Raw genomic sequence first — 19,959 nt, forward strand, 5'->3', positions numbered from 1 at the left:
TAAACGTGGCTGCAATCTTTCGATGCAACTAAAGAATGTGAAGACACACCTCCTTTGACATTGGGAATTTATAAGAAAGTACCAAAGTAGCAGCAACCACGTTTAGAGCCAATAGAATAAGAACGATATCTTTTGAGCCTATGGAAATGAATGAACCTATGCTCAGGCCGATGGACATTGCGACCGTACCCTGCAATGTCCTCAGAGCAGAACCAACAATCCTGTTTTCCTGTCCAAGACTGTTCATGGTGTAGGATGTGTTTGATGTGGTTGCAAGGCCCGATGCAATCCCAAGGAGAATTTCTGCAAGAATCAAGTTTATAAATATGGAAAAGGAAAACAGCGCCATTGTCAGAAAAGCAAGCATTGGTACAACTTTTCTACCAAACCTGTCGGAAGCTTTCCCTCCAGCAAGAGAAAAGAATGTGAATGACAACGGAAACAGGAGTATAAGAAGACCGTATTGGAGTGAATTGTAACCCAGATATGCATAAAGAAAAACGAGATAAGCAGCGAAGCTGTTTCTCGTTATTGAATGAAGGAAACCACTGAGACTCGATTTCACGTATTCTCTTGGCAATCTCACCCTAGAACTCATTATCAGACCAATAGCCATCACTGCTATCCCTGCCCAAATATTTAATGCCAGTAACACAACACCGGATAGTGCAAGGCTCGGTCCAAATGCGCGGCGTCCGATTGATGAAGCTTTCCTTATGTCCTCAATTCTCAAGGCAAAAGCAAGGCAAACCAGTGCCAGCAATGAAGAGACCAGGAAAAGCACTTTCCAGTCAAGGAGAGCAACGAAACCGCCTACTGGCAATCCGATTACATATCCTAAGCTCACTATGGTATGATTTGTCCCTATGGCGCTACCTCTGCTTGCGTCATCACCGATGCTTGAGGCATATGCAAGGGATGTTGGCAACACTATGGATGCGCCAACAGCCTGTATCATTCTGAAAAACTCAATTTCAATGAAGCTGGAACTGAAGAAAATAAGGAATCCCCCCGCCGCCAGCAGGGCACCTCCAAAAATCATGCCCAGTTTGAGGCTAATCCTTTCAAAAATCATGGCAAACGGAACAAATAGAAACGCCTCTATTGCCACGTAGATAGTAACAAGTAAAGAAGCCTGAAGGTGAGAGATGCCGAAATAGTCAGAAAGTACCGGAACAGCAACCAGTATCATGGTTGCCTCGAATGTGGAAATAAATCCCAGAAGAGATGCAACCACTATGTCCTTACCGTTCATTCTTGACCCTTGAAGAATAAAACTCATTGGAGTTGTCTAATAACGTCTAACATGTTGTAATAGGCTCTTTCCTCCTTTATAAGATTGCTACTGTCCAGTATCATGACGTCTACACCTTCATATTCAATTTTCTTAGGTTCAGTAACCTTGTTGCGCCCATATCTTTGCCCTTGAAATGTACCTTTCCCAATCCATTCTCCGAATCCTATGCTTCCATTCCATACGGTTCTAAGTAACTTGAACTCAAAATCAGGAATAGAATTCCACAATCCTTTAAGGTAGAGTTCGAATTGATTTTTTCCACTAACTATTCTTGGTTCTTCCCCTTGATGTTTGTAAACGATATCTTCCGCATATAATTCCAAAAGTTGATCAGTTGTATGATAGTTCCATCCTTTCATAAATTTTCTTTCAAAAGATTCACGATCAAAAGCCATGTCGGTTACAACTGACCATTATATTTACGGTTGTCGCTATATTTCCCTCTTATCCCAATTAGTACTCCTCAATCATACCGTTCATCGGTTTCGCCATGTCGGTTTTAGTGCATAAGATTTTTGCATAGTATTCCCTTAAAACTTTAATCAAATCCTGTTCGGTCCATTGTGTGCATTGAATGATTCATGCAACATATTACAGACCAATCTTGTGTCTTGATATCCAGTCCAACTCCACAGTTTACACTTGCGTTTTGTATTGTTGTGGAATACTTTAGAAATTATTCCCACAAATATACAGAATTCCCACAATCTTAATTAGTCTGTTCTGTATCATCATATGGCAATGATTGAAGAGGCAAAATTGGATGAAAAGGGACGAATTAACATAGGTCAAGAATCGAGAACATTATATGGGGACAGATTTTATGTTATCAAATTGTCTGGAGAGATTCTGCTAATTCCCAAGCCCAAAGATCCTGTTACTGAGTTACGAAAGTGGGGCAAAAAACTCGGTCTCGGCAAGCAAACGGCAAGAGATACCAGAATGTTGGCTGTGGACGAGGCAAACAAAGAAGTTGAAGAAAGGACCAACAGAAGACAAAAGGATATGCGATAAATGCCATACGCTGATACAGATTTCTTCATCGCAATTTCGAATTCAAATGATGGGTTGAACAATTGGGCTATCAAAGCACTGGAAAATTATAAGGGAACAATCTTCACTTCTATGCTTACCCTGGTAGAACTAGCGCTGGTAAGCGTCAGGAAAGGAGTACCCACCGAAGGCATGATTGCTAGCGTCCTATCCATTGCTGAACTGAAAGGGGCCAGTAAACAAAATGCTTTGGCAGCAGCACACCTTATCGATCACGAAGGTGTGGGTGTCTTTGACGCGTTCCACGCATCACTGTGTGAGGGTGAGATAATAAGCTCAGATCATATATATGAGAAGCTTGGTGTTAAGCGGGCGGGATCTGATTATCTCTGACATCAATCCCAGATGGGGAAAGTATTACGCCAAAATGAAATCTTAGAAGATTGTAGTATGGCATTCCCTTAAAACAATAAGCAAATCCCGACCGGTCCATCTTTTCTATATCAAAAAATGCTCTGAATTACAGTGTTTACTGATGAATGGAAATATATATATATATATATATATATATATAATAATTTGTTTCTATTATTATGGGTAGCAGAAAGCAGGAACTCACAATGTCGGAAGTAGTACGAGTGGTAAAGGATAAAGATGAAATAAAAACTGAGGTTATTACTTACAAGAAACCTAGAAAGATCTCTCCAAAAATTCAAACGCCTCAAACATTTGCTAATAGTGGTGTGAAAAACATTTCTCTAATTTTTTCTGATAAGACCCAAAATTACACTATGTCATTTCGAGAGATGGATTATGAACTTTCAGAGGAAAAAATATCTCAGTCGGGAAAAGCTTACTCATTATACTTTGAGATTGCCGATGATGAGGCCATAATATACTTAGAAGGGAGTATAGTTCCACTTGAAAACAACAAAGGCGCATTGTTTCTATCCATCAACGTTTCACCAAAGGACCTAAACCATGTTGACCTTTTCGCTTTACCAATAAGCATAAATTATAAAGGAGACTTTTTATCGGTTGCAAAAGACTTAAGTTTTGTTATAAACAAATTAGATAACGGTGTTTCAGAAAAGAGAAAGTGGATTTACAATAAAATGGCGCATCTTCTGAGCGCTTTTCCTGAAGTATATGACAACAACCGAAATAAATTGAAGCCAATTGATGTGATGGAACTATCTTACAAGGTGACCTTAATGGATTTTAATTTTACATGTTGCCTTGAGAATGCATTGAGTCTCACGGATTGCGTTCTCAGTGTTCCTGACATTGAGGAGATATGCGCAGAGTGTCTAGTTTTACCTGATTGTCTCGCAGCTTGCTTTGATTTTTTAACGTTACCTGCTTGTCTTATATGCTTTAGTCTTGATGTTCTTGCATGTGCCTATTGTATTTATAAAGCAGGGGAGTGCACTGAGTGGTCTGCCCCCTTAAATAGTGAGACAAAGTTGTCCTATAGGGTTAAATATATATTAAGAGATGAATTAAAGGGGGTCTGGGGGGAACAATGACAGAACGAAGAAGATGGAAAGCGGAAGAGAAGCTTGCCATAATAAAGGAGATCAAGGAGAGTGGCAAGGTTGTTGAAACGTGCAGGAAATACTCTGTAGATCCAGGCATGTACTACAAATGGAAGGAATCCTATGATACCTTCGGACTGGATGGTCTTAAACCACATTACAGGAGAATGGAACCTGGAGTGAGAAAACTGATGAAGGAAAATGAAAAGCTGAAGACACTCCTTGCAGAAAAGGATCTGGAGAATGCACTGCTCAGTGAATCTATAAAAAAAAAGATGGTGAAGAGATAATGAACCTGGCAAATGAATACATTGGCAAAGGGTTGGGAATAAGCCACATTGCAGACCTTCTTCACATACCAAGGTGCAGCTTCTACCGGAATGGTGTATTCAGTGAAAGACAGTTGCTGAAGAGGGGGAGGCACAACTCCCTCTTCACAATTAAGAGGGATGGCAATGAAACAATCATGGTGGATAACAGCATTGTGGTGGATGAAATGGAGAAACTTCTCTCAAGGGGGTTTGTCTGTTATGGATACAAGAAAACTGCAAAACAGATCAATCGAAATGGATATGAAATCAACAGGAAGAAGGTCAGGAGACTCATGTCAGAGAATAATCTTCTGAACCACTCATACAATAAGAGAAAGCCGGTAACAAGAGTTGTGCAGTCCACTGTTGAGGTTACGGGTCCGGATCAGGTGTGGGAATTCGACATAAAGTATGTCTGGATCCATGGGGAATCCAGGAATGCCTATCTTCTTGCAATGATTGACTGTTACACCAGGGAGGTTGTTGGTCACTATTTGGGATATCACTGCACCGGTAACGATGTGAAAGAAACAATGGCCTCTGCATTTGATCGAAGAGGGTTGGAGAATATCTCAGGCGTTCGTATGAGAAGCGATAACGGCACACAGTTTATATGCAATACTGTGGAGAATTTCCTCTCAATGATGAACATCCCGCATGAGAGGATCCATCCAGCAACTCCGAAGGAAGATGCACACATAGAATCGTTCAACTCAATTCTGGAGAGGGAAGTCATAAGAAGATTCGAGTTTGATTTCTTTGATGAAACGAAATCAACAATCGAGAGATTCGTGGATTTCTATAACAACGAGAGGCTGCACACTGCCATAGGATATATTGCACCAAGGGAGAGGAATGAAAAATGTATGGAAAAGATTCAGAAAGCTTGAAATGTTATAAGACAATAATGTCTCCAATTAGGGGACCTAACCATGAGGATGCTTATAATGTAATTCAATGTTGCACTGGGGCTTAATAAGATTAAGGGAAGGGGGAGTAAACATGAGATATGAGAACATCTATAAGTCCCTTCTTTTTTATATTGTTGGTTTAGCCCTTCTATATCTGTCAATATTTTTATCTTACAACCTAAAGTTTGATGGACATTTCATATCAGCATTGCCAATAGTTTTACCATTGGTTTTTTCCATAGCCTCTATTGGTGTGGCAGTTATTCTTATAATGGAAAAAGATTCCCCTTGGTTTTTTAGAACTGGCATTATGAGTTTAGTTGGTGGAATCACTTTATTTTCATTCGGTATTCTAACATTCTACTTAGGAGTAAAATCCTTAGTATGGGCAGGTTCATTTGTAGTTGGTATAATGTTTATTTTTGCTGCGATGGTTCGATTATTCATTCAGGGTGGTTTGAGTGCATACAGAAAAAGCAGGAATTAGAACATTATTCCCATCAATATTTGGAATTATATTTCTGATTTCAGGTGTTGTGGGTTTATTAGGATCTTTTAATGTTCAAACATTCTATTCATTTGGTACTTTGATTTCCGTAGTTTCCATTATCGCTGGAGTGTATTTTATTCTGAGTACTCACATAAGTAGGAAGAATAGAGTTAAATGGAGTACCAAATAATCATGAATCGTTATCTTTACCACTTAGTTCTTGTTATAGTTGTATCCATTGTTGTTCTGGCGATCAACATCATGGCATTCATGTCAAAGAACGTTTCTGATTACCTCTACATATTTGATCTAACATATACCGTAGGGAACAGTGCTCATTTTGTGGCTTTGTCTATCTCCGAAAGATGTATATCAGTAAAGGATCAAACTTCTAATAGTTAGTATTCCCTTAAAACATTAATCAAATCCCGATCGGTCCATAATTAGGGGCCCAACCCAAAATAGGAACTGTGACATCCTCCCCTCGCTAAAGCGTCGGGGCTTCCTGATTCAATCCGTGTGCTTGCCCTATGCCCTCTCCATGCGGAGGGAAAAGGTATTGGCACCTCTGTCCACAGGCGTTAATTCCCCACTGTCCGTGGGTACTCCGCTCTTGATCAGAGCGAATTTTCTTATGTTTATTGCGGCATTCAAGTCCCTGTCTATGGTTAAGCCACACTTATCACATGCGTATGTCCTTTTAGATAATTCCATGTGTTTCATGTATCCACAACTCGAACACATCCTCGTTGAGGGATCAAATCTCCCTATCTCCACTACATTCTTGCCCCTCAGCAATGCCTTGGTTTTCAGCATTGCCAGGAAGGAAGACCATCCCGCATCCATTATACTTCCAGCCAGACGATGATTGTTTACCATACCGCTGACGTTCAGGCTCTCGACCCCGATACTGTCACACGTTAGGATCAGGATGTCGGATACCTTGTTCTGGAAGTCCTTTCTCTGTTCCGAAATATGCTGTGACATGGACCCCGTTTGTTTAGACAACTTTCCGGGTTCATTCGAGGAGAATGACATGCTCATACCTCCCCATCTGTTTTTCAATCCATTTTCTTCTAAACATTTCATCCTCCATTATCCTGCACTCAAATTCCTCCGGAGTGAGATAATCCAGTGATGAGTGCGGTCTCACTGAATTGTAGTCATTCACAGCCCACCCGATGTAGGACTCGAACTCGATGTAACTGGAGAAATCCCTGGTGTATATATAGTCCTCCTTGAAATGGCCGAAATACGATTCCACATGGCCATCCTCCTCCGGCGTGTTGGGGTGTATTGTCTCGTGCCTTATTCCCAGGGACCTCAGGTATTCCTCATACCTGTGTGATGTCAGCTGAGAACCGTCGTCCGATCTTATGGACAGATTGGGGATCACGAGGTCAGGGAATTCCGTGAGGAGGGCACTGTCAAGTGCCAGCAGCATCTCTTCTGTCCTGGACATCATTGAGACAAGGAATCCCCTGACCTTCCTTGAGCAGAGGTCGATGTAGGCGGTGAAATATACCCACCCTTCTCCGGGTATGTATATCTTTGTGAAGTCGGTCTCCCACGTCCTGTTCAACGTGGAAACGACTACTGCCCTGGGGGCCTTCTCCCTGGCCACCTTTTTCCTCGCCATGACCAGGTTCATCGCCCTCATGTGCCTCCTGACCCTCTTCCTGTTCACATTGAGGCGGGAACGCCTTATCATTGCCGTAACCCTTCTCGTACCGTAGGAAGGCCTCTCCTTGATTATTTCGCTGATCCTGGACTCGATGGATGGGTCAAGGGGTATTGACCTCTTCCTGTGTCTGTAGTACAGGAGGGACCTGCTGTATCCTGAGAGGTCACATGCCCTGCTCCTGCTGATCCCTTCCCCAACAAGGTAGGTCATCGCATCCCTCCTCTCCTGGAGAGTTGAGTTTTTTTTAGTGTTTCATTTGCTACAGTCAGTTCTCCTATGATCCTCTTGAGGTTTTCGATCTCCATCTGCACCTTAGCGTCCTTTGATGATCTGCCTGCTTCAAGTGCAGCTGTGCCTGCTGCAATGAACGCATCCCTCCACTTGTAGAACGCCGATGATCCAACGTCGTATTTCCTGCAGATTTCAGCTATAGAGGCGGTGTTGGACAGGGCCTCCATGACAATCCTTGCCTTCTCTTCCCTGGTCCTGTTAGATTTGCCTACCATGATGAAGCCTCCATGGAATCCGGGAGGAGATTAAAAATTCCCCCTCTCTTGACTCTCCCCCTATTTAAACCTTTCTCCACTATCAAATTGTCTAACTCTAACTAGGTCCAGTACAGGTATCATTCCAACGAGATGCAGCTTTGCAAGCTTGAGGCTGTCCACCTTATCGTTTTTCTTCTTTGACTTTGTTATCCACGTCATCTCTTTCGGATGGGCCACGGTTATGTCATAATATCCAATACCTTTCAATGCGTTAGAAACTGCATACGCAGATCCCGATGCTTCAAACGCTATTCTCGTCTCTTTCGGTATCCTCTTTTCAAATTCTCTGTACCCCTCTCCAGTCATGGGGAACCTGAACTGTTCCCTTATGTCTCCATCAGGTGCCATATACGTGGCAAAGCTTTCCTTCTCTCCAAGATCTATTCCCACTACAGGACTGTTCATGCGATCAATACGCTTTTTCTGTTTATCCATTTTATCCCTCCCGGCGACTCTTATGGCTGACTGAGAGCCGCACACGGAAGGCTGACCGCCCAGGGAATTTACTATTCAGTCAAGTACAAATATTTCAATGCCACAAGAGGGGTTCCCAAATTCTATCAAGCTTTCGCCCCTGAAATCAGCCTCTCCTCCACTTCCACACCTCTAAGCGCCTCTTTGACCGGAATATATTTCACTCTGTCGATAAAGGAAGAGAACATATAACTGTCAGGAAGAGAAGGGCGAGTATAGCAATAAAAGGATTCACGTTCACTGCTTAATTTGTTGTGCACAGGATCAGTGCTTCAGTTGCCGAATCACGAGCCAACATGATAAAATACTTGCCATTGTGTAAGCTTTTATGAAGAGAATTCCACAAAATGCAAACACAATTGTTAAGTAGCAATCTGTAATTGTTGAAGCATGTCCTGCGGATGTATGAATCAATCAGAAAAAGGAAATGGCAGACACAGCATGCATGATCATGGAAACATGGGCGGCAAATCAGACGACAGCAGTATGACCGCGATGGATATTCTGGATATCCGTTACGCAAAGGGTGAGATCAGCATGGAAGATTACAAGAGCATGAAAAGTGAGATTGCATCGAGGCAATAATATGGCAACAGAATACAGGAAAAACTCCAAATTGACATTTGAAGAGGCGTGTTCTAAGGTACCGGATCTGGTGACGAGGAATGGTTTTGCCGTTCTGGCAGAAATAAAAACCAGTGAAATCCTGAAAAGCAAAGGTTTCGACTACACTGAACTTAGGACATATGATATCTGCAATGCAGGTCTTGCCAGCAGAGCGCTTGCAATGGATACCAGACTGGAATCACTTCTTCCCTGCCACCTCATCGTGAAAAATGCAGGTGATCATTCTGAGATATCAGTTCAACTACCTGGCGAGATATTCCGCACACTCAATTTGAGCCATTCGAAAGACATGGAACCTTTCCTGGTTGAAGTCGAAACGAAACTCAAGAAGATAGTGAATTCATTCATGGATAATGATTCTATATGAATTCAAAAAAGTTAGGTTCCGGAATGTTGACTCCTGCTGTTATGAAGATAATGGCTGATAACCTGAATAAGTCATCACAAACAATTGATCCAAGGACGACTGCATTGTATCAAAAAGTTCTGCAGAACCTAGGTCCCGAGCGTTCTATAATCGACATAGGAAGCGGAGTCGGCAGATTTGCAATACCATTGGCGCAGGCAGGATGTTCCGTGACAGCATTTGAACCAAGCGAGGAGATGCGCACGCGACTCCTTTCGACAGCTGAGAAAGAAGGTGTTTTGCCAAACATAAATGTAGTTCCGGATTCTTGGCCAACAAAGAAAACGGTAAACGCTGAAGTCACTTTCGCATCCTTTGTAATTCAATTTGCCAATGACCCCATTGAATTTATACTTGCGATGGAGCGTTCCGCAAGCAGGAAATGCATACTGGCTGTCCATGTGGATCAGATGTTGGGATTCCTGAAGGACGTCTGGCCCGTGTTTCGCCCTTCTGAGCCCATACCGACCATGCTGGCTTTCCCGGAAATTTATTCAACAATGCTGGACATGGGCATCATCGCCGATGTCTCCATCCTCAGTGAGCAAAGAGAGATCAACATGCCTGAACCGGCTCAGATCATGGAAATACTCTCTGATCTATTGGGATTACGCGATGATCCTCACGAGATGAAACTGCTGAAAGAGATGCTTATGTCAAGAAAGGATACGGTAAAACAGCAGAGGAATATACGTACGGCCATCATCTCATGGCCCTGAAGAGTCGCACCAGTGTTATGGAGGATAAGAAGCATGGGATTGCCAATTAGAAGAAGATTTCTCTGAAGCCCAATTTAGCGCGTAACACGTCTTTATACCTTTCTGTGATTCTTCATTATTGATATTGAAGAGTGACCTTGTCACCATGAATGAAAGGCTTATGGAGTTCAATCGGAGAAATAAATGAAGGAATCTACGGAAATCTATGGGGACTGTAAGGTTGGTTGAAATGTTGTTGGAAGGCATAATGATTCTTTGATTTGCACCGACACTCCCTTTTCTCCTGTTCGTTGCATTAGATATCAGATCCACTCCTGAAAATCCCGTGCTAAAGCTTTAATTTGTACTTGTAACTGCATACACTGGCCCCATTGGCGCCTTCCTGTATGTGCTCGGGTGACGTGAACCCTTGCCAGGATTACATGAAAGATATGTTTCGATTAGATGGCGCCGGGTGTTGGGCTCCACAATCCATTGTGTAGCCGGAGACGGGCTTGGTATCATGGCTGGTGCGATAATCAGATCATTTGCACATCTGCCACCACCCGTTAAGATAATCCTTGAATATCTGCTAGGATTCGGCTTTGATCGGTCTATATTCCGGTCGCTTTTCATGAAAGATGTGTCCGGAGGTTTGTATAGACATTCTTTGTCAGGCACCTTCATTCCGGAGTTGCTTTCGATGAACTTACTGATGTCTGGAATGGTGCCGGTCTCAAACATATTGTTCTCAAATATTGTAGGGAGTCATGATCCTGCCTCCTGTGCTTTCAGGTTCATAATGTCAATGGCCTTGCTTGCAGGACCGGCGTTGGCATATCCAATGAACCGGCAGCTTGTATCTAAGAGGCTAAACATGGTATGATGACTGTCGGGCGTTCTGGTGAGCTTACCAGAAATGGAGAGAGTGATTCTAAACATCCTCAAATGCTGCATCACGGAGAAAAAGAAGCAAATAAACCTGTTACCAGGAAGGCGATCGCATTGATGGCCACCACTTCATTCCTGATGTTAGTTATTGGATTAATCATTACCGGGATATTTGCGTCACTATAATCCTACTAACTGGCCTGCCATTTTCACACCCTTATCATTAACTTTCAAACACTTGTGGATTATAGTGTAAGACATAACTATATGGACTTATTCGTGTTTTCACATCCATGTCAAGAGTAAGTCGGATTGAAGTGAAGAGACATCTTCAGGCATCGGAGCTTCGGCGGCTGATAAGGGAAGAACAGAAGAGAGGAAAAATCATCCAGAGGCTCATCTTCATCAATGATCTCTATGATGAAAAGAGCGTTCCTGAGGCTGCGAAGCATGCTGGCGTCGTTAAGACAATAGCGTATGAATGGCTGAGGAGGTGGAACGAATCCGGATATGAGGGTCTTATTCCGAGGTATGCAGGTGGCAAACCCTCCAAACTTTCCACAGATCAGAAGAGCGAGTTGAAATCGCTGCTGGAAGCAAAGGATCTGTGGTCACTCAGGGAGATAGAGGATCTCATAAGAGAGAGATTTCAGGTTCAATATTCTGAGAGGCAGGTACGCAGAATGCTGAAGGGCATGAAGATGAAGCATGCAAAACCCTATCAGGTGGATTACAGGAAGCCAAATGATGCAAGGGAAAAACTAAAAAAAACTCGGTTCGGTTGATCCTCAGAGCATGATCATAGGATTCTTCGATGAATCCGCCCCACAGACCACATCAAATACAGTAAGGATGTGGTCCTTCCGTAAGCCGGTAATCTTGAAGAACACAACAAAGTTCAGGGCCAATACCTTCGGTTTCTACGCTTTCAATGGAAGATAATAGACCAGACGTGATTATTTGTACAATGCCTAGTGATATTGAAGAATATTGCGGCATTTCAGAGAAAACTCGTGGTGCGAAAAGACCGAAATTTACTCCGGAAGAGAAGTTGATCTCAGAATTGAAGGCTAAGGGTAATAAATTTCTGGACGAATGGGGGCTGGAAGTTCAAGACCCAACAGAGAGGGACCTTGATTTGGACTTTCATAATGCGCTTAAGGGGAAAGTTATGGAATTTGGCATCCCGATTCAACTGCTTCGTGAATCCACTGCCAGGGGGTTTGTTGATTTTGGTAACCCCTCGGTTAAACGAATTCAGGAGCCGGCCACTTTCGCCTATAACTTTGCCACAGCATTGTACTATAAAGCCAATGGAAAACCGTGGCGCCTGGCTAAATTGAGACAGGACACCTGCTACGTTGGAATATCTTTTTTTCACAACTTATTGAGCCCAAAGTTTGATGTTGAAACATCGATGGCACAAGTTTTCACACATAATGGAGAAGGAATGGTCTTACGAGGTGCTGATGTTGTAATAGATAAACGCACAAAAGAACCTCACATGAGCAAAAGACAGGCATATGAATTAATGAAAGAAGCTTTGAAATCCTATGAAGAGAGAGCGGGGAGGCAACCTTCTCGTGTTGTAATTCACAAAAAGACGACATTTTATGACGTCGAAAGAGAAGGTTTCATGGAAGCTATAGGAAATCAGTCGCACGACTTTGTTGCAATAACTGATAGGCATTCTTACAGATTCGCTCGAACAGGGCAGTATCCGGTCTTAAGAGGGACAGGAATACGTCTTTCAGAAAGAAGATGGCTTTTGTACACCTCAGGCTATATTCCAAGAGTGAGAACCTATCCAGGACATAGAATTCCTAGCCCATTGCTTCTGAATCATCAAGGAGACTCTCAGATTAATGAAATATGCGAGGAAATCTTAGGTCTGACTAAATTGAACTGGAACACCACATCATTTGCCACTATATGGCCCATCACGCTTGAATTCTCTAAGGATGTAGGAAAGGTCTTATCCGAGTTGCCTGAAGGTTCTCCAATACAGAATCACTATAGATTTTATATGTAATGAGGTGCCATTATCTCCAAATACTGTCTGTGAATCTCTCTGCTCAACGTACAGAACGGTTAAATATCTTGACCAGCTATTCAATTGTTGTCGAAAGGCAAAATGATTCCAAAGGCAGCAAAGAGAGTGCAATCCGCCTTTGATAAAGAGGGTACGCCAGAAGCTCAAGCTGCCAAAGGAAGAGTAATGTCAGTTACTGCGAAAGGAAGTAAGAAGAAATAGACTCACATAAGCTCTATGTTTTCTTGTAAGAGGTAGTGAAAATAGAGGTTTTGCCATCTATACCGGCGAATTCGTTGCATTTTATTATCCTACTCTCGCTGAGGAGCGCATTTATTGAAGCTTCATAGAGTTTTCCTAGAAGTTGATTGAGGATCGGAGAGAAAGTGTAGTCTTTTCCGAACGTTGAATGCATTATTTCAACACAGTTTTTGCAGCTGCTGTCAATTCCTAGGGTAATTTTTGATTTAAGCCTTAACTCACCCTTTTTTACGTAATATGTCCAGATCAATCTTCATATCAGACACCAGGTCTTTTGCTTTTTTAGGGAGTTCACTCATGATCTCCTGTTTCTCAAACCTGTACATCTTGATTCTTGACAGGATCAGGAGAACATCCCTGACGCTGTATTTCCCGTCCAGCATATTGAGGATCTGGAAGTGCAGATACAGGGACAGAAGGTTCAGGAACATGTACGTGAACATCATGTGGTCGTCCCTCAGGTATGATCTATCGGCCTCAAGATCGTTCTTGTAAACATTGAAGGCGTATTCCACGTATTCACGCTGCTTGTAAAGCCGGTATACCCTTTCAGGATCCTCATTCAGGTCGGAGAGAAGATAGAGCTTTCCAAAATTGATCTCGTTTTCATCGAACTGTTTCCCGATCCTCTTATTCTCCTCTATTCTCAGGAGAAAGTCCTTCTCCTCCTCGCTTTTCAGGATGGGATCCTCGAATATGTACACATCATTTTCACGTTTCCAGTACTTGACAGGTTTCCCGTCATAACGGAAAACACCCGTGAAACCATCAGCATCGGGTATCAGTGACGAATTCCTCCTCAATGGTATGATGTAGCTGAGACGTTTATTCTCCAGCTTCCTTATGTTATCAGGGGAGAAGAATCCCTTATCGGCAACGATCACGCATTTCTCTACGCCTGCCATGTCAATGGTCTTTGACATGGCTGAAACGTCCCTTATTGATCCTGGAAGTATCCTCACGAACGTGGGCATTGTCCTGGTGGATGAAAACAGTATCATGACATTGATCTGTGGAAGATGCATGCCCTTTGAGTTGTGGCCCAGTTCAAGGAATGACATGTTCTCCGACCTGGAGAATACTGCCGTTGAATCCATGAGAACGTATTCGCCCTTCTCCGTCAGTTCTCGCATGACCCTGATGCTCTGGTCCTCTGGCAGGGAAGAGAGCATCCTTGACAGCGAATCGGGAGACATGCTCTCGTCCATTACCCTGGAGAGGTATGTCTTCTCATACAGGTAATGCACGGATTTCATTGGCAATGGCTGTATGTTCCTCAGAATGACGTAAGATATGATGCGTTCCCACATGGTGGGATATATCTCCTTCAGCACGGGGATGATTGTCTTCTCAGCTATGCCATACAGCAGTGAAATATTCCCGTATTCATGATCGGATCTCGGAAGCCCCATGGATCGGGGCTTCACTATTCCCTCATGGGTTACGACGCCAAGGTACTGTCCGGTGATCTTGTCGGCCCTCTTCTTCTCCCTGTTCCATTTGCTGGACATCTCATAGGCATAGTAATTCTGTCCGGATACCCGGATTTCGACACCTTTTGTCTTGTATTTCCTGACCCAGTCGGGGAGAACAACCATATTACATAGTATACGTAATATGTATAAAGATCTTTCGCATTAAGGCAGAGATGCCATAAAATAGGCATTCGGTGGAGATTGAAATGCAGGAATATGTGCGGCCTATTACACAAAAAACACGGAGTTAAGGGTTAAACTGCTCTAGGTCCATCTTTAGAACTATTCCGTCAAAAGATGTCATACCAGCCACCTTGACTAGGCCATATTCGGAACCATAATAAATTTTGCTGACGTCCAGTTTCTGATAAGCATTGGCATTCACTCACCTTTCAGTATGCTTCTGAGGAGTGCGTTCATTTTCCCTTCGCAAAAGTCATTGAATCGTTTATCATCATAGATTGCTATCGTGTTTGCTCCACCTTTCACGGGTTTCGATGTTATTCCTTGTTCCGCTAACTCCCCTATTAAGACTTCAGCATCGTGAACATCAGACCCAATAGCTCTAAACGAATCATAGAGTGTGCTTGGAACAAATGGGTTATGTGCTCCTAGAATTGCCCACTCTGCGTAAGATTTGAGTTTATCCCTTTGAGAAGATTCTATCCATTCTTCTATGTCGAGTTTTCTGAGTAATGCCCTCAGAGGGGCCGAATACATTTCACCCCACCAATCGCCCTTGGAACTAAAGGCCTTTGTCTCATTCCCGAGTTGTGCGTCTGTAAGAGCTTTGTATACTTGTTTTAGCGTCTCTCGAAACAGAGGTGAACTGGTCACAACACTGGTTGTGTATGTAATTTCATAGTCAATATTGAATTCTTCAACGAGATCCCTTGGTACCTCATTCCACGAAACACCCACACTTGGAAGTTGAATTCCTGAATATGGGTAATTATTCAAAAATCCTGATAAGTCCGCTCTATCAACAAATCTCCCCATTTGCCCCAGCAGGGAAATTAAGAATGCTGAGTCACCGTACTTTCTGATGATTTGTAACAGCTTTTCCTCTTTTTCTCTGATTCTTTCGTCTATGATCCGTTCAGCCAAGTCACGCCCGTCTCTTGACAAATAGTAAATTGATTGCCTTCCAGTGTCATAGCTTCTTCCAGGTCGGTCCTCGAAAATAAGATTCCTAGCTCTCAGATATAGTACCTCCCTCGGCACCTCTGTTGATCCATAATACTCTGTTCCAACTGTTCCTTGTGCGTAGAACCCGAGATGTATCCCTCCTAACGCAGTTCGAAACACTATGTCCTTGACCATATCAACATCAAGCCCCTGGTCTCGAATTTCGTCAATAAAATCAGGAAGTGGATCTTTGGTACCAGTCTGGGGCTCTCTGTCTATTCGTTTCTTGAATTCATTAAACCATGTCCGTTTGTTTTGATTCGTAAATTCCCTTATCTTGGCCTCAAAAGCCACTTCTTCGTCTGGAGGACGTACAATCTCTATACTCTTTCCATTTACATTTGTAACCGGTCTTAAAGATAACGTATCTGGATCATCGGTCATAATCAGTCTCCACTTAAAGCTAGGTGTTTTAGCAAGCTTAGCCGCATCATGTTGAAAGTCGCTGGAAAGCTCTACCTCAATTCCAATGTCTGGGGCTATCTTATTCTTAAAATAGCCCACCACATCTACCCTTTCTTTGGTATCCAAAGGGAATTCAGTATCCGGAAGAATGTAGTAATAACTCAATATCTGAACACATTGTTGTTTGATTTCTTCGTGCCTATCCATGAGACTTCAACATTGGCATTGGTAAATAACTTTTGCAGATCATGGGCACTCAGTGCGTATTCCCTTAAAACTTTAATCAAATCCCGACCGGTCCATTCTTACTGAAATTGTCTTTCGTGATTTTAAAATACTATATAAAAAGGGAGGCTTGTCATTTGTAGATGTTCCTTCTGTGACCCAGTGATCTGACAACTATAACTCTCCTATTTTCTTCAATGTCGGCAATCACCCTGTAGTCACCGACTCGAAGCTTGTACTCGGTCCTCCCGACCAACCTGACAAAGAACCTGTGTGGATCACTTCTAGTGCTTTCTATTTTCTGGATAATCCTCTTAGCTAAGGGAATGTCCATGCCTCGAAGCTGAAAAAGAGATTCCTCTGAAAATTCAACTTCAAAGTTTGTCACTGTATTCCCAACTGTTTCTTCACTTCTTCTACTGTGTGGGTCTTCTTCTCTTTCACATCAAGGAGACCCCTAAGCAGAGATGCCCTGAAATCCTCAGTGTAAACCCCCTCATCATCACCCTCAGGAATTAGTGACATGAGTGCATTCAGCAACTCATCATATGTCATTCTCTTGTATGCCCTTAGTCCATTCAGTTTCTCTCTTGTGGATCGGCTAATCTGTATGGTTGTATAATCCATGTATATACCTTGTATACCCAATGTATAATTGCAATATAATTCTTGCCTTTTCGTCAATTTATACACGGGTGCAGTAATGTTTGGGCATTATGAGATAAGGGATAGTTTTCTTATATTCATGTAAAGCAGAAAGTATTCGCTTAAAACAATAAGCAAATCCCGACCGGTCCATCCTAACTATGGTAGAACTCTCCTATTGACGAAAGTATTAAAATAAGTTCGTTTGCAAGTAATCCAGAACTCAAATAATTCAAACGTATTACGGTACATAACGTGTATAAGCACATAAATCGTTATATGTAGAATATAGATGACATATAATACCTAAATCAAAATCCACAACGATTCAACTGGACAGGTCTGTTGTAGATGCTCTTAAAAAACTTAAAATATATCGACGGGAGACTTATAGCGAGATCATTCTTAATCTCATAAAAGTACTGAAGAAACAAATGAGTTAGAATCCTTTGTACAAAATGCCTAGGAAGAGAAGATGAAACAGCTCTGGGAAAAAGGTGATTACTCGGGATGGGAACATGCCTGAACCATGCGATGTTGTAATAACAAGGGTGAAATTTACCGATTCTGATGATTCTAAAATTCGTCCCATCCTTATATTGTTAGAGGAATGAGGTGGTGTTGTCCTAGCTTGGATCACAACTAACAGAAGAATGAACGGTATAATAATATCCCGGAGTTATGAAGCTGCTCAGGATAGTGTGATGAAATTGAATTATATCTTTACCATTACAAATAAAGCAATAATTAAAACAGTATTTCATTTGAATTAAGAAAAATAAATTTGGTTTTTGACGAGCTCTCAAAAAGTTTTTTGCATTGAAATATGATTGATAAATTCCTGTTATTAAAATTTTTTGAGGAAAAATCCATCAGGCTTGCAATTTGGAGAATATCACCACAATGAAGTATACATGCCAGATGTGTGAACCACATTTATATCTAAACCCTCATTTAGACTCACGATCCATAAATTATTTATCATTGTCTCACTCTGCTGGAAGCATCACTTATAGTCTCTTTAAAACTCTATCAAATTGTACATCATACTAAACATAAATTATAATAATATGTACAGTATACTATACAATAATGGTAACAGTTGAAGATTTTAAGTACGTTTTAACGCTCTGGAATGGCCACAAAATACCTGGCCTTATAGAACGTGATATAAAAGTTGATCTAGATTCAAATAAGATAATTGCTATTGCCGGGTCAAGACGATCGGGAAAAACCTATGTAATGTTTCAATGCATTAATGACCTTTTAAAAAAAGGCGTTAAGAAAGATAATATCCTTTATATCAACTTTGAGAACGAGAGACTTGTTGGAATAACAGCTATCAATCTAGACAACCTTCTTATAGCCCATAGGGAGCTGTTCAATTCTGACGGGATAATGTACGTTTTTCTTGACGAAATACAGATTGTTGAGAACTGGGATAAATGGGTCAGGAAGATCTACGATACTGGGAAGTATCGTGTAATAGTAACAGGTTCCTCTTCTGAATTACTTAGTAGCGAAATAGCCACTTCACTTGCAGGAAGGAACCTCACATATATTGTGTACCCTTTCTCTTTCAAAGAATATGTTGATGCACAGGGCCTGAAAATTAACAAACTGCAAAAATATTCTTTTGAAAAAGGGGTAATTCTTAAGGCAATGAATGATTTTTTGGAGTTTGGATCATTTCCCGAAATAGCAATGACATCAAGCATATCCAGAAAACTGGAGATACTTTCATCTTACTTTGATGCAATTTTCTTCAAGGACATAGTTAGAAGGTATGGAATTAGGGATGTTGGAGATTTAAACATATTTCTCAAAATTCTCTCCAGCAGCTACGCCTCATATTTCAGTTCGGTAAAGTTGTTTAATTATTTCAAAAGTACTGGGAGAAAGATAAGTAGAGTTACATTGCTAAACTTCCTTGATTACTCGAGATCGGTTTTTCTTCTGAGTCTACTTGAGAAGTATGAAAAGAGCGTAAGAAAGCGTATTTCAATGCAATCAAAGACTTATATAATAGACACTGGTATTTCCAGACTTTTCTCTGACATTGATAAGGGCAGGGCACTGGAAAATGCAGTTTTCATCGAGTTATCCAGAAGAAAAGAACCTATAGAGAGCATAAACTATCTTAAGCTTAAATCCGGTAAAGAAGTGGACTTCATTGTAGGCGGCAAAAATGGTGAGATCATACAGGTATCTTGTGAAGTGTCCCTACTAAGTACAAGATCTCGAGAAACCTCTGCACTTGTGGAGGCTGCAAAGGGTCTTGGGCTGAAGTCCGGGAAAATAATAACCTACGATTATGAAGGAGAAGAATTAATTGATGGAATTTTAATTCATTACATCCCATTCTGGGCTTGGGCTTTATATGATACAAAGCAAAAGTGAGTTTATCCTCAAGATAATCCACAAAACTCTCGCTGTCCTGCTAGATATGTGTTACATTTGGAATATCTCTTTAAAAGTTTGATCAAGTTCAATACTATTCTTTGATCCCATAGTTATGAATGTGCAACCTGTCCGTTTAGCAAGATGAATAGGGATATATATGTATGAATTCACTCATCATATTATGGTAGGGTTTCATCCAATAAACAAGACTATGACTGTTGAAACCTTTATGTTCATAAGTTCAATGGTTGTAATCGCGCTCGGAGCGCTGTTTCATTACCTACACTACTCTGCCTCAGTTTACCTTCCACTCTTCTTTTATGGTCTGGGAATATTCTTGCTTTTAGCAATAATATTGTTCATTGGAACACTGCTGGCAGCAAAGAGTGGCAAGTTGCAGAAAAGAACGAGCGACATATGGAATAACAAAAAAGAGAAGCAATGACCTTCGGCTCTT

Annotated in this window: 30 protein-coding genes; 19 read left to right on the forward strand and 11 right to left on the reverse strand. The window is 41.7% G+C overall.

Going from position 1 to position 19,959, the window contains the following annotated elements:
• Positions 1-28: 28 nt before the first annotated feature.
• On the reverse strand, positions 29-1,255 hold the full coding sequence (locus CSP5_RS08655) for an MFS transporter (protein ID WP_172399457.1): 1,227 nt from the start codon (positions 1,253-1,255) through the stop codon (positions 29-31).
• A 23-nt stretch (positions 1,256-1,278) separates the two neighbouring features.
• A complete protein-coding gene (locus CSP5_RS08660; protein ID WP_148690170.1) occupies positions 1,279-1,692 on the reverse strand; it encodes a nuclear transport factor 2 family protein in 414 nt (137 codons plus the stop codon).
• Between the two features lie 340 nt (positions 1,693-2,032).
• Here CSP5_RS08660 and CSP5_RS08665 point away from each other — a divergent pair, with 340 nt between their 5' ends.
• From CSP5_RS08665 to CSP5_RS08695, 7 genes are all read left to right on the forward strand, one after another.
• Positions 2,033-2,311, forward strand: a complete 279-nt coding sequence (locus CSP5_RS08665; RefSeq protein ID WP_148690171.1) for an AbrB family transcriptional regulator — start codon at positions 2,033-2,035, stop codon at positions 2,309-2,311.
• Positions 2,312-2,683 (forward strand): type II toxin-antitoxin system VapC family toxin, encoded by a 372-nt coding sequence (locus tag CSP5_RS08670; RefSeq protein ID WP_148690172.1) that lies wholly within the window; start codon positions 2,312-2,314, stop codon positions 2,681-2,683.
• Between the two features lie 200 nt (positions 2,684-2,883).
• Entirely contained in the window at positions 2,884-3,819 is a 936-nt protein-coding gene (locus CSP5_RS08675) for a hypothetical protein (protein ID WP_148690173.1), read from the forward strand.
• A complete protein-coding gene (locus tag CSP5_RS08680; RefSeq protein ID WP_148690174.1) occupies positions 3,816-4,118 on the forward strand; it encodes a transposase in 303 nt (100 codons plus the stop codon). The genes CSP5_RS08675 and CSP5_RS08680 overlap by 4 nt, the downstream gene beginning before the upstream one ends.
• Positions 4,118-5,029, forward strand: coding sequence for an IS3 family transposase (locus CSP5_RS08685; RefSeq protein WP_148690175.1), 912 nt, complete (start codon positions 4,118-4,120; stop codon positions 5,027-5,029). The genes CSP5_RS08680 and CSP5_RS08685 overlap by 1 nt, the downstream gene beginning before the upstream one ends.
• 112 nt (positions 5,030-5,141) lie before the next feature.
• Positions 5,142-5,537 carry a hypothetical protein gene (locus CSP5_RS08690; RefSeq protein ID WP_148690176.1) on the forward strand — a complete coding sequence of 132 codons (396 nt, stop codon included), beginning with the start codon at positions 5,142-5,144 and terminating at the stop codon, positions 5,535-5,537.
• 195 nt (positions 5,538-5,732) lie between these two features.
• On the forward strand, positions 5,733-5,942 hold the full coding sequence (locus CSP5_RS08695) for a hypothetical protein (RefSeq protein ID WP_148690177.1): 210 nt from the start codon (positions 5,733-5,735) through the stop codon (positions 5,940-5,942).
• Between the two features lie 126 nt (positions 5,943-6,068).
• Here CSP5_RS08695 and CSP5_RS08700 read toward each other — a convergent pair whose 3' ends face one another.
• From CSP5_RS08700 to CSP5_RS08715, 4 genes are read right to left on the reverse strand one after another with little or no spacing between them, the layout of a single operon-like run.
• Positions 6,069-6,578 (reverse strand): RNA-guided endonuclease InsQ/TnpB family protein, encoded by a 510-nt coding sequence (locus CSP5_RS08700; protein ID WP_172399458.1) that lies wholly within the window; start codon positions 6,576-6,578, stop codon positions 6,069-6,071.
• On the reverse strand, positions 6,559-7,434 hold the full coding sequence (locus CSP5_RS08705) for an IS3 family transposase (RefSeq protein WP_148690179.1): 876 nt from the start codon (positions 7,432-7,434) through the stop codon (positions 6,559-6,561). Before CSP5_RS08705 ends, CSP5_RS08700 begins: the two co-directional genes overlap by 20 nt.
• Positions 7,431-7,730, reverse strand: coding sequence for a transposase (locus CSP5_RS09930; RefSeq protein WP_148690180.1), 300 nt, complete (start codon positions 7,728-7,730; stop codon positions 7,431-7,433). Before CSP5_RS09930 ends, CSP5_RS08705 begins: the two co-directional genes overlap by 4 nt.
• A 60-nt stretch (positions 7,731-7,790) precedes the next feature.
• Positions 7,791-8,207, reverse strand: coding sequence for an IS110 family transposase (locus CSP5_RS08715; protein WP_148690181.1), 417 nt, complete (start codon positions 8,205-8,207; stop codon positions 7,791-7,793).
• Between the two features lie 429 nt (positions 8,208-8,636).
• Between CSP5_RS08715 and CSP5_RS08720 the strand changes: the two genes are divergently transcribed.
• The 9 genes from CSP5_RS08720 (at position 8,637) to CSP5_RS10000 (ending at position 13,122) form a co-directional block, all read left to right on the forward strand.
• Positions 8,637-8,831: an SHOCT domain-containing protein gene (locus tag CSP5_RS08720; protein ID WP_148690182.1), complete on the forward strand. Its 195-nt coding sequence runs from the start codon at positions 8,637-8,639 to the stop codon at positions 8,829-8,831.
• Between the two features lies 1 nt (position 8,832).
• Positions 8,833-9,240, forward strand: a complete 408-nt coding sequence (locus CSP5_RS08725) for a DUF302 domain-containing protein (RefSeq protein WP_148690183.1) — start codon at positions 8,833-8,835, stop codon at positions 9,238-9,240.
• Positions 9,241-9,290: 50 nt separating this feature from the next.
• Positions 9,291-9,998, forward strand: coding sequence for a class I SAM-dependent methyltransferase (locus CSP5_RS08730; RefSeq protein ID WP_241869850.1), 708 nt, complete (start codon positions 9,291-9,293; stop codon positions 9,996-9,998).
• A gap of 457 nt (positions 9,999-10,455) precedes the next feature.
• On the forward strand, positions 10,456-10,863 hold the full coding sequence (locus CSP5_RS09880; RefSeq protein WP_197685803.1) for a DUF4396 domain-containing protein: 408 nt from the start codon (positions 10,456-10,458) through the stop codon (positions 10,861-10,863).
• A complete protein-coding gene (locus tag CSP5_RS09885) occupies positions 10,860-11,054 on the forward strand; it encodes a hypothetical protein (protein ID WP_197685804.1) in 195 nt (64 codons plus the stop codon). The genes CSP5_RS09880 and CSP5_RS09885 overlap by 4 nt, the downstream gene beginning before the upstream one ends.
• Before the next feature lie 107 nt (positions 11,055-11,161).
• A complete protein-coding gene (locus CSP5_RS08740) occupies positions 11,162-11,653 on the forward strand; it encodes a helix-turn-helix domain-containing protein (protein WP_148690185.1) in 492 nt (163 codons plus the stop codon).
• A gap of 10 nt (positions 11,654-11,663) precedes the next feature.
• Positions 11,664-11,810 (forward strand): hypothetical protein, encoded by a 147-nt coding sequence (locus CSP5_RS09825; protein ID WP_172399459.1) that lies wholly within the window; start codon positions 11,664-11,666, stop codon positions 11,808-11,810.
• Between the two features lie 25 nt (positions 11,811-11,835).
• Entirely contained in the window at positions 11,836-12,900 is a 1,065-nt protein-coding gene (locus CSP5_RS08745; RefSeq protein ID WP_148690186.1) for an argonaute/piwi family protein, read from the forward strand.
• 87 nt (positions 12,901-12,987) lie between these two features.
• A complete protein-coding gene (locus CSP5_RS10000; protein ID WP_277868662.1) occupies positions 12,988-13,122 on the forward strand; it encodes a hypothetical protein in 135 nt (44 codons plus the stop codon).
• A 13-nt stretch (positions 13,123-13,135) separates the two neighbouring features.
• Here CSP5_RS10000 and CSP5_RS08750 read toward each other — a convergent pair whose 3' ends face one another.
• The 5 genes from CSP5_RS08750 to CSP5_RS08770 form a co-directional block, all read right to left on the reverse strand.
• Complete coding sequence (locus CSP5_RS08750) at positions 13,136-13,411, reverse strand: hypothetical protein (RefSeq protein ID WP_206744756.1); 276 nt, start codon at positions 13,409-13,411, stop codon at positions 13,136-13,138.
• Entirely contained in the window at positions 13,380-14,759 is a 1,380-nt protein-coding gene (locus tag CSP5_RS08755; RefSeq protein ID WP_148690188.1) for a transposase, read from the reverse strand. The genes CSP5_RS08750 and CSP5_RS08755 overlap by 32 nt, the downstream gene beginning before the upstream one ends.
• A 258-nt stretch (positions 14,760-15,017) precedes the next feature.
• The gene (locus CSP5_RS08760; RefSeq protein ID WP_148690189.1) at positions 15,018-16,436 is read right to left on the reverse strand and encodes a hypothetical protein; all 1,419 of its coding nucleotides are present in this window, start codon (positions 16,434-16,436) and stop codon (positions 15,018-15,020) included.
• A 151-nt stretch (positions 16,437-16,587) separates the two neighbouring features.
• On the reverse strand, positions 16,588-16,842 hold the full coding sequence (locus tag CSP5_RS08765) for a type II toxin-antitoxin system RelE family toxin (RefSeq protein ID WP_148690190.1): 255 nt from the start codon (positions 16,840-16,842) through the stop codon (positions 16,588-16,590).
• On the reverse strand, positions 16,839-17,081 hold the full coding sequence (locus tag CSP5_RS08770; RefSeq protein WP_077076664.1) for a DUF7557 family protein: 243 nt from the start codon (positions 17,079-17,081) through the stop codon (positions 16,839-16,841). The genes CSP5_RS08765 and CSP5_RS08770 overlap by 4 nt, the downstream gene beginning before the upstream one ends.
• Before the next feature lie 350 nt (positions 17,082-17,431).
• On the opposite strand from CSP5_RS08770, the gene CSP5_RS10090 reads away from it, so the two are divergent.
• From CSP5_RS10090 to CSP5_RS08780, 3 genes are all read left to right on the forward strand, one after another.
• Positions 17,432-17,542, forward strand: coding sequence for a hypothetical protein (locus tag CSP5_RS10090; RefSeq protein WP_449240207.1), 111 nt, complete (start codon positions 17,432-17,434; stop codon positions 17,540-17,542).
• A 649-nt stretch (positions 17,543-18,191) separates the two neighbouring features.
• The gene (locus CSP5_RS08775) at positions 18,192-19,499 is read left to right on the forward strand and encodes an ATP-binding protein (RefSeq protein WP_148690191.1); all 1,308 of its coding nucleotides are present in this window, start codon (positions 18,192-18,194) and stop codon (positions 19,497-19,499) included.
• Positions 19,500-19,683: 184 nt separating this feature from the next.
• Positions 19,684-19,947 carry a hypothetical protein gene (locus CSP5_RS08780; protein WP_145984006.1) on the forward strand — a complete coding sequence of 88 codons (264 nt, stop codon included), beginning with the start codon at positions 19,684-19,686 and terminating at the stop codon, positions 19,945-19,947.
• Positions 19,948-19,959 lie beyond the last annotated feature (12 nt).

Origin of the sequence: Cuniculiplasma divulgatum (assembly GCF_900083515.1) — an archaeon.
GTDB classification, from domain to species: Archaea; Thermoplasmatota; Thermoplasmata; order Thermoplasmatales; family Thermoplasmataceae; genus Cuniculiplasma; species Cuniculiplasma divulgatum.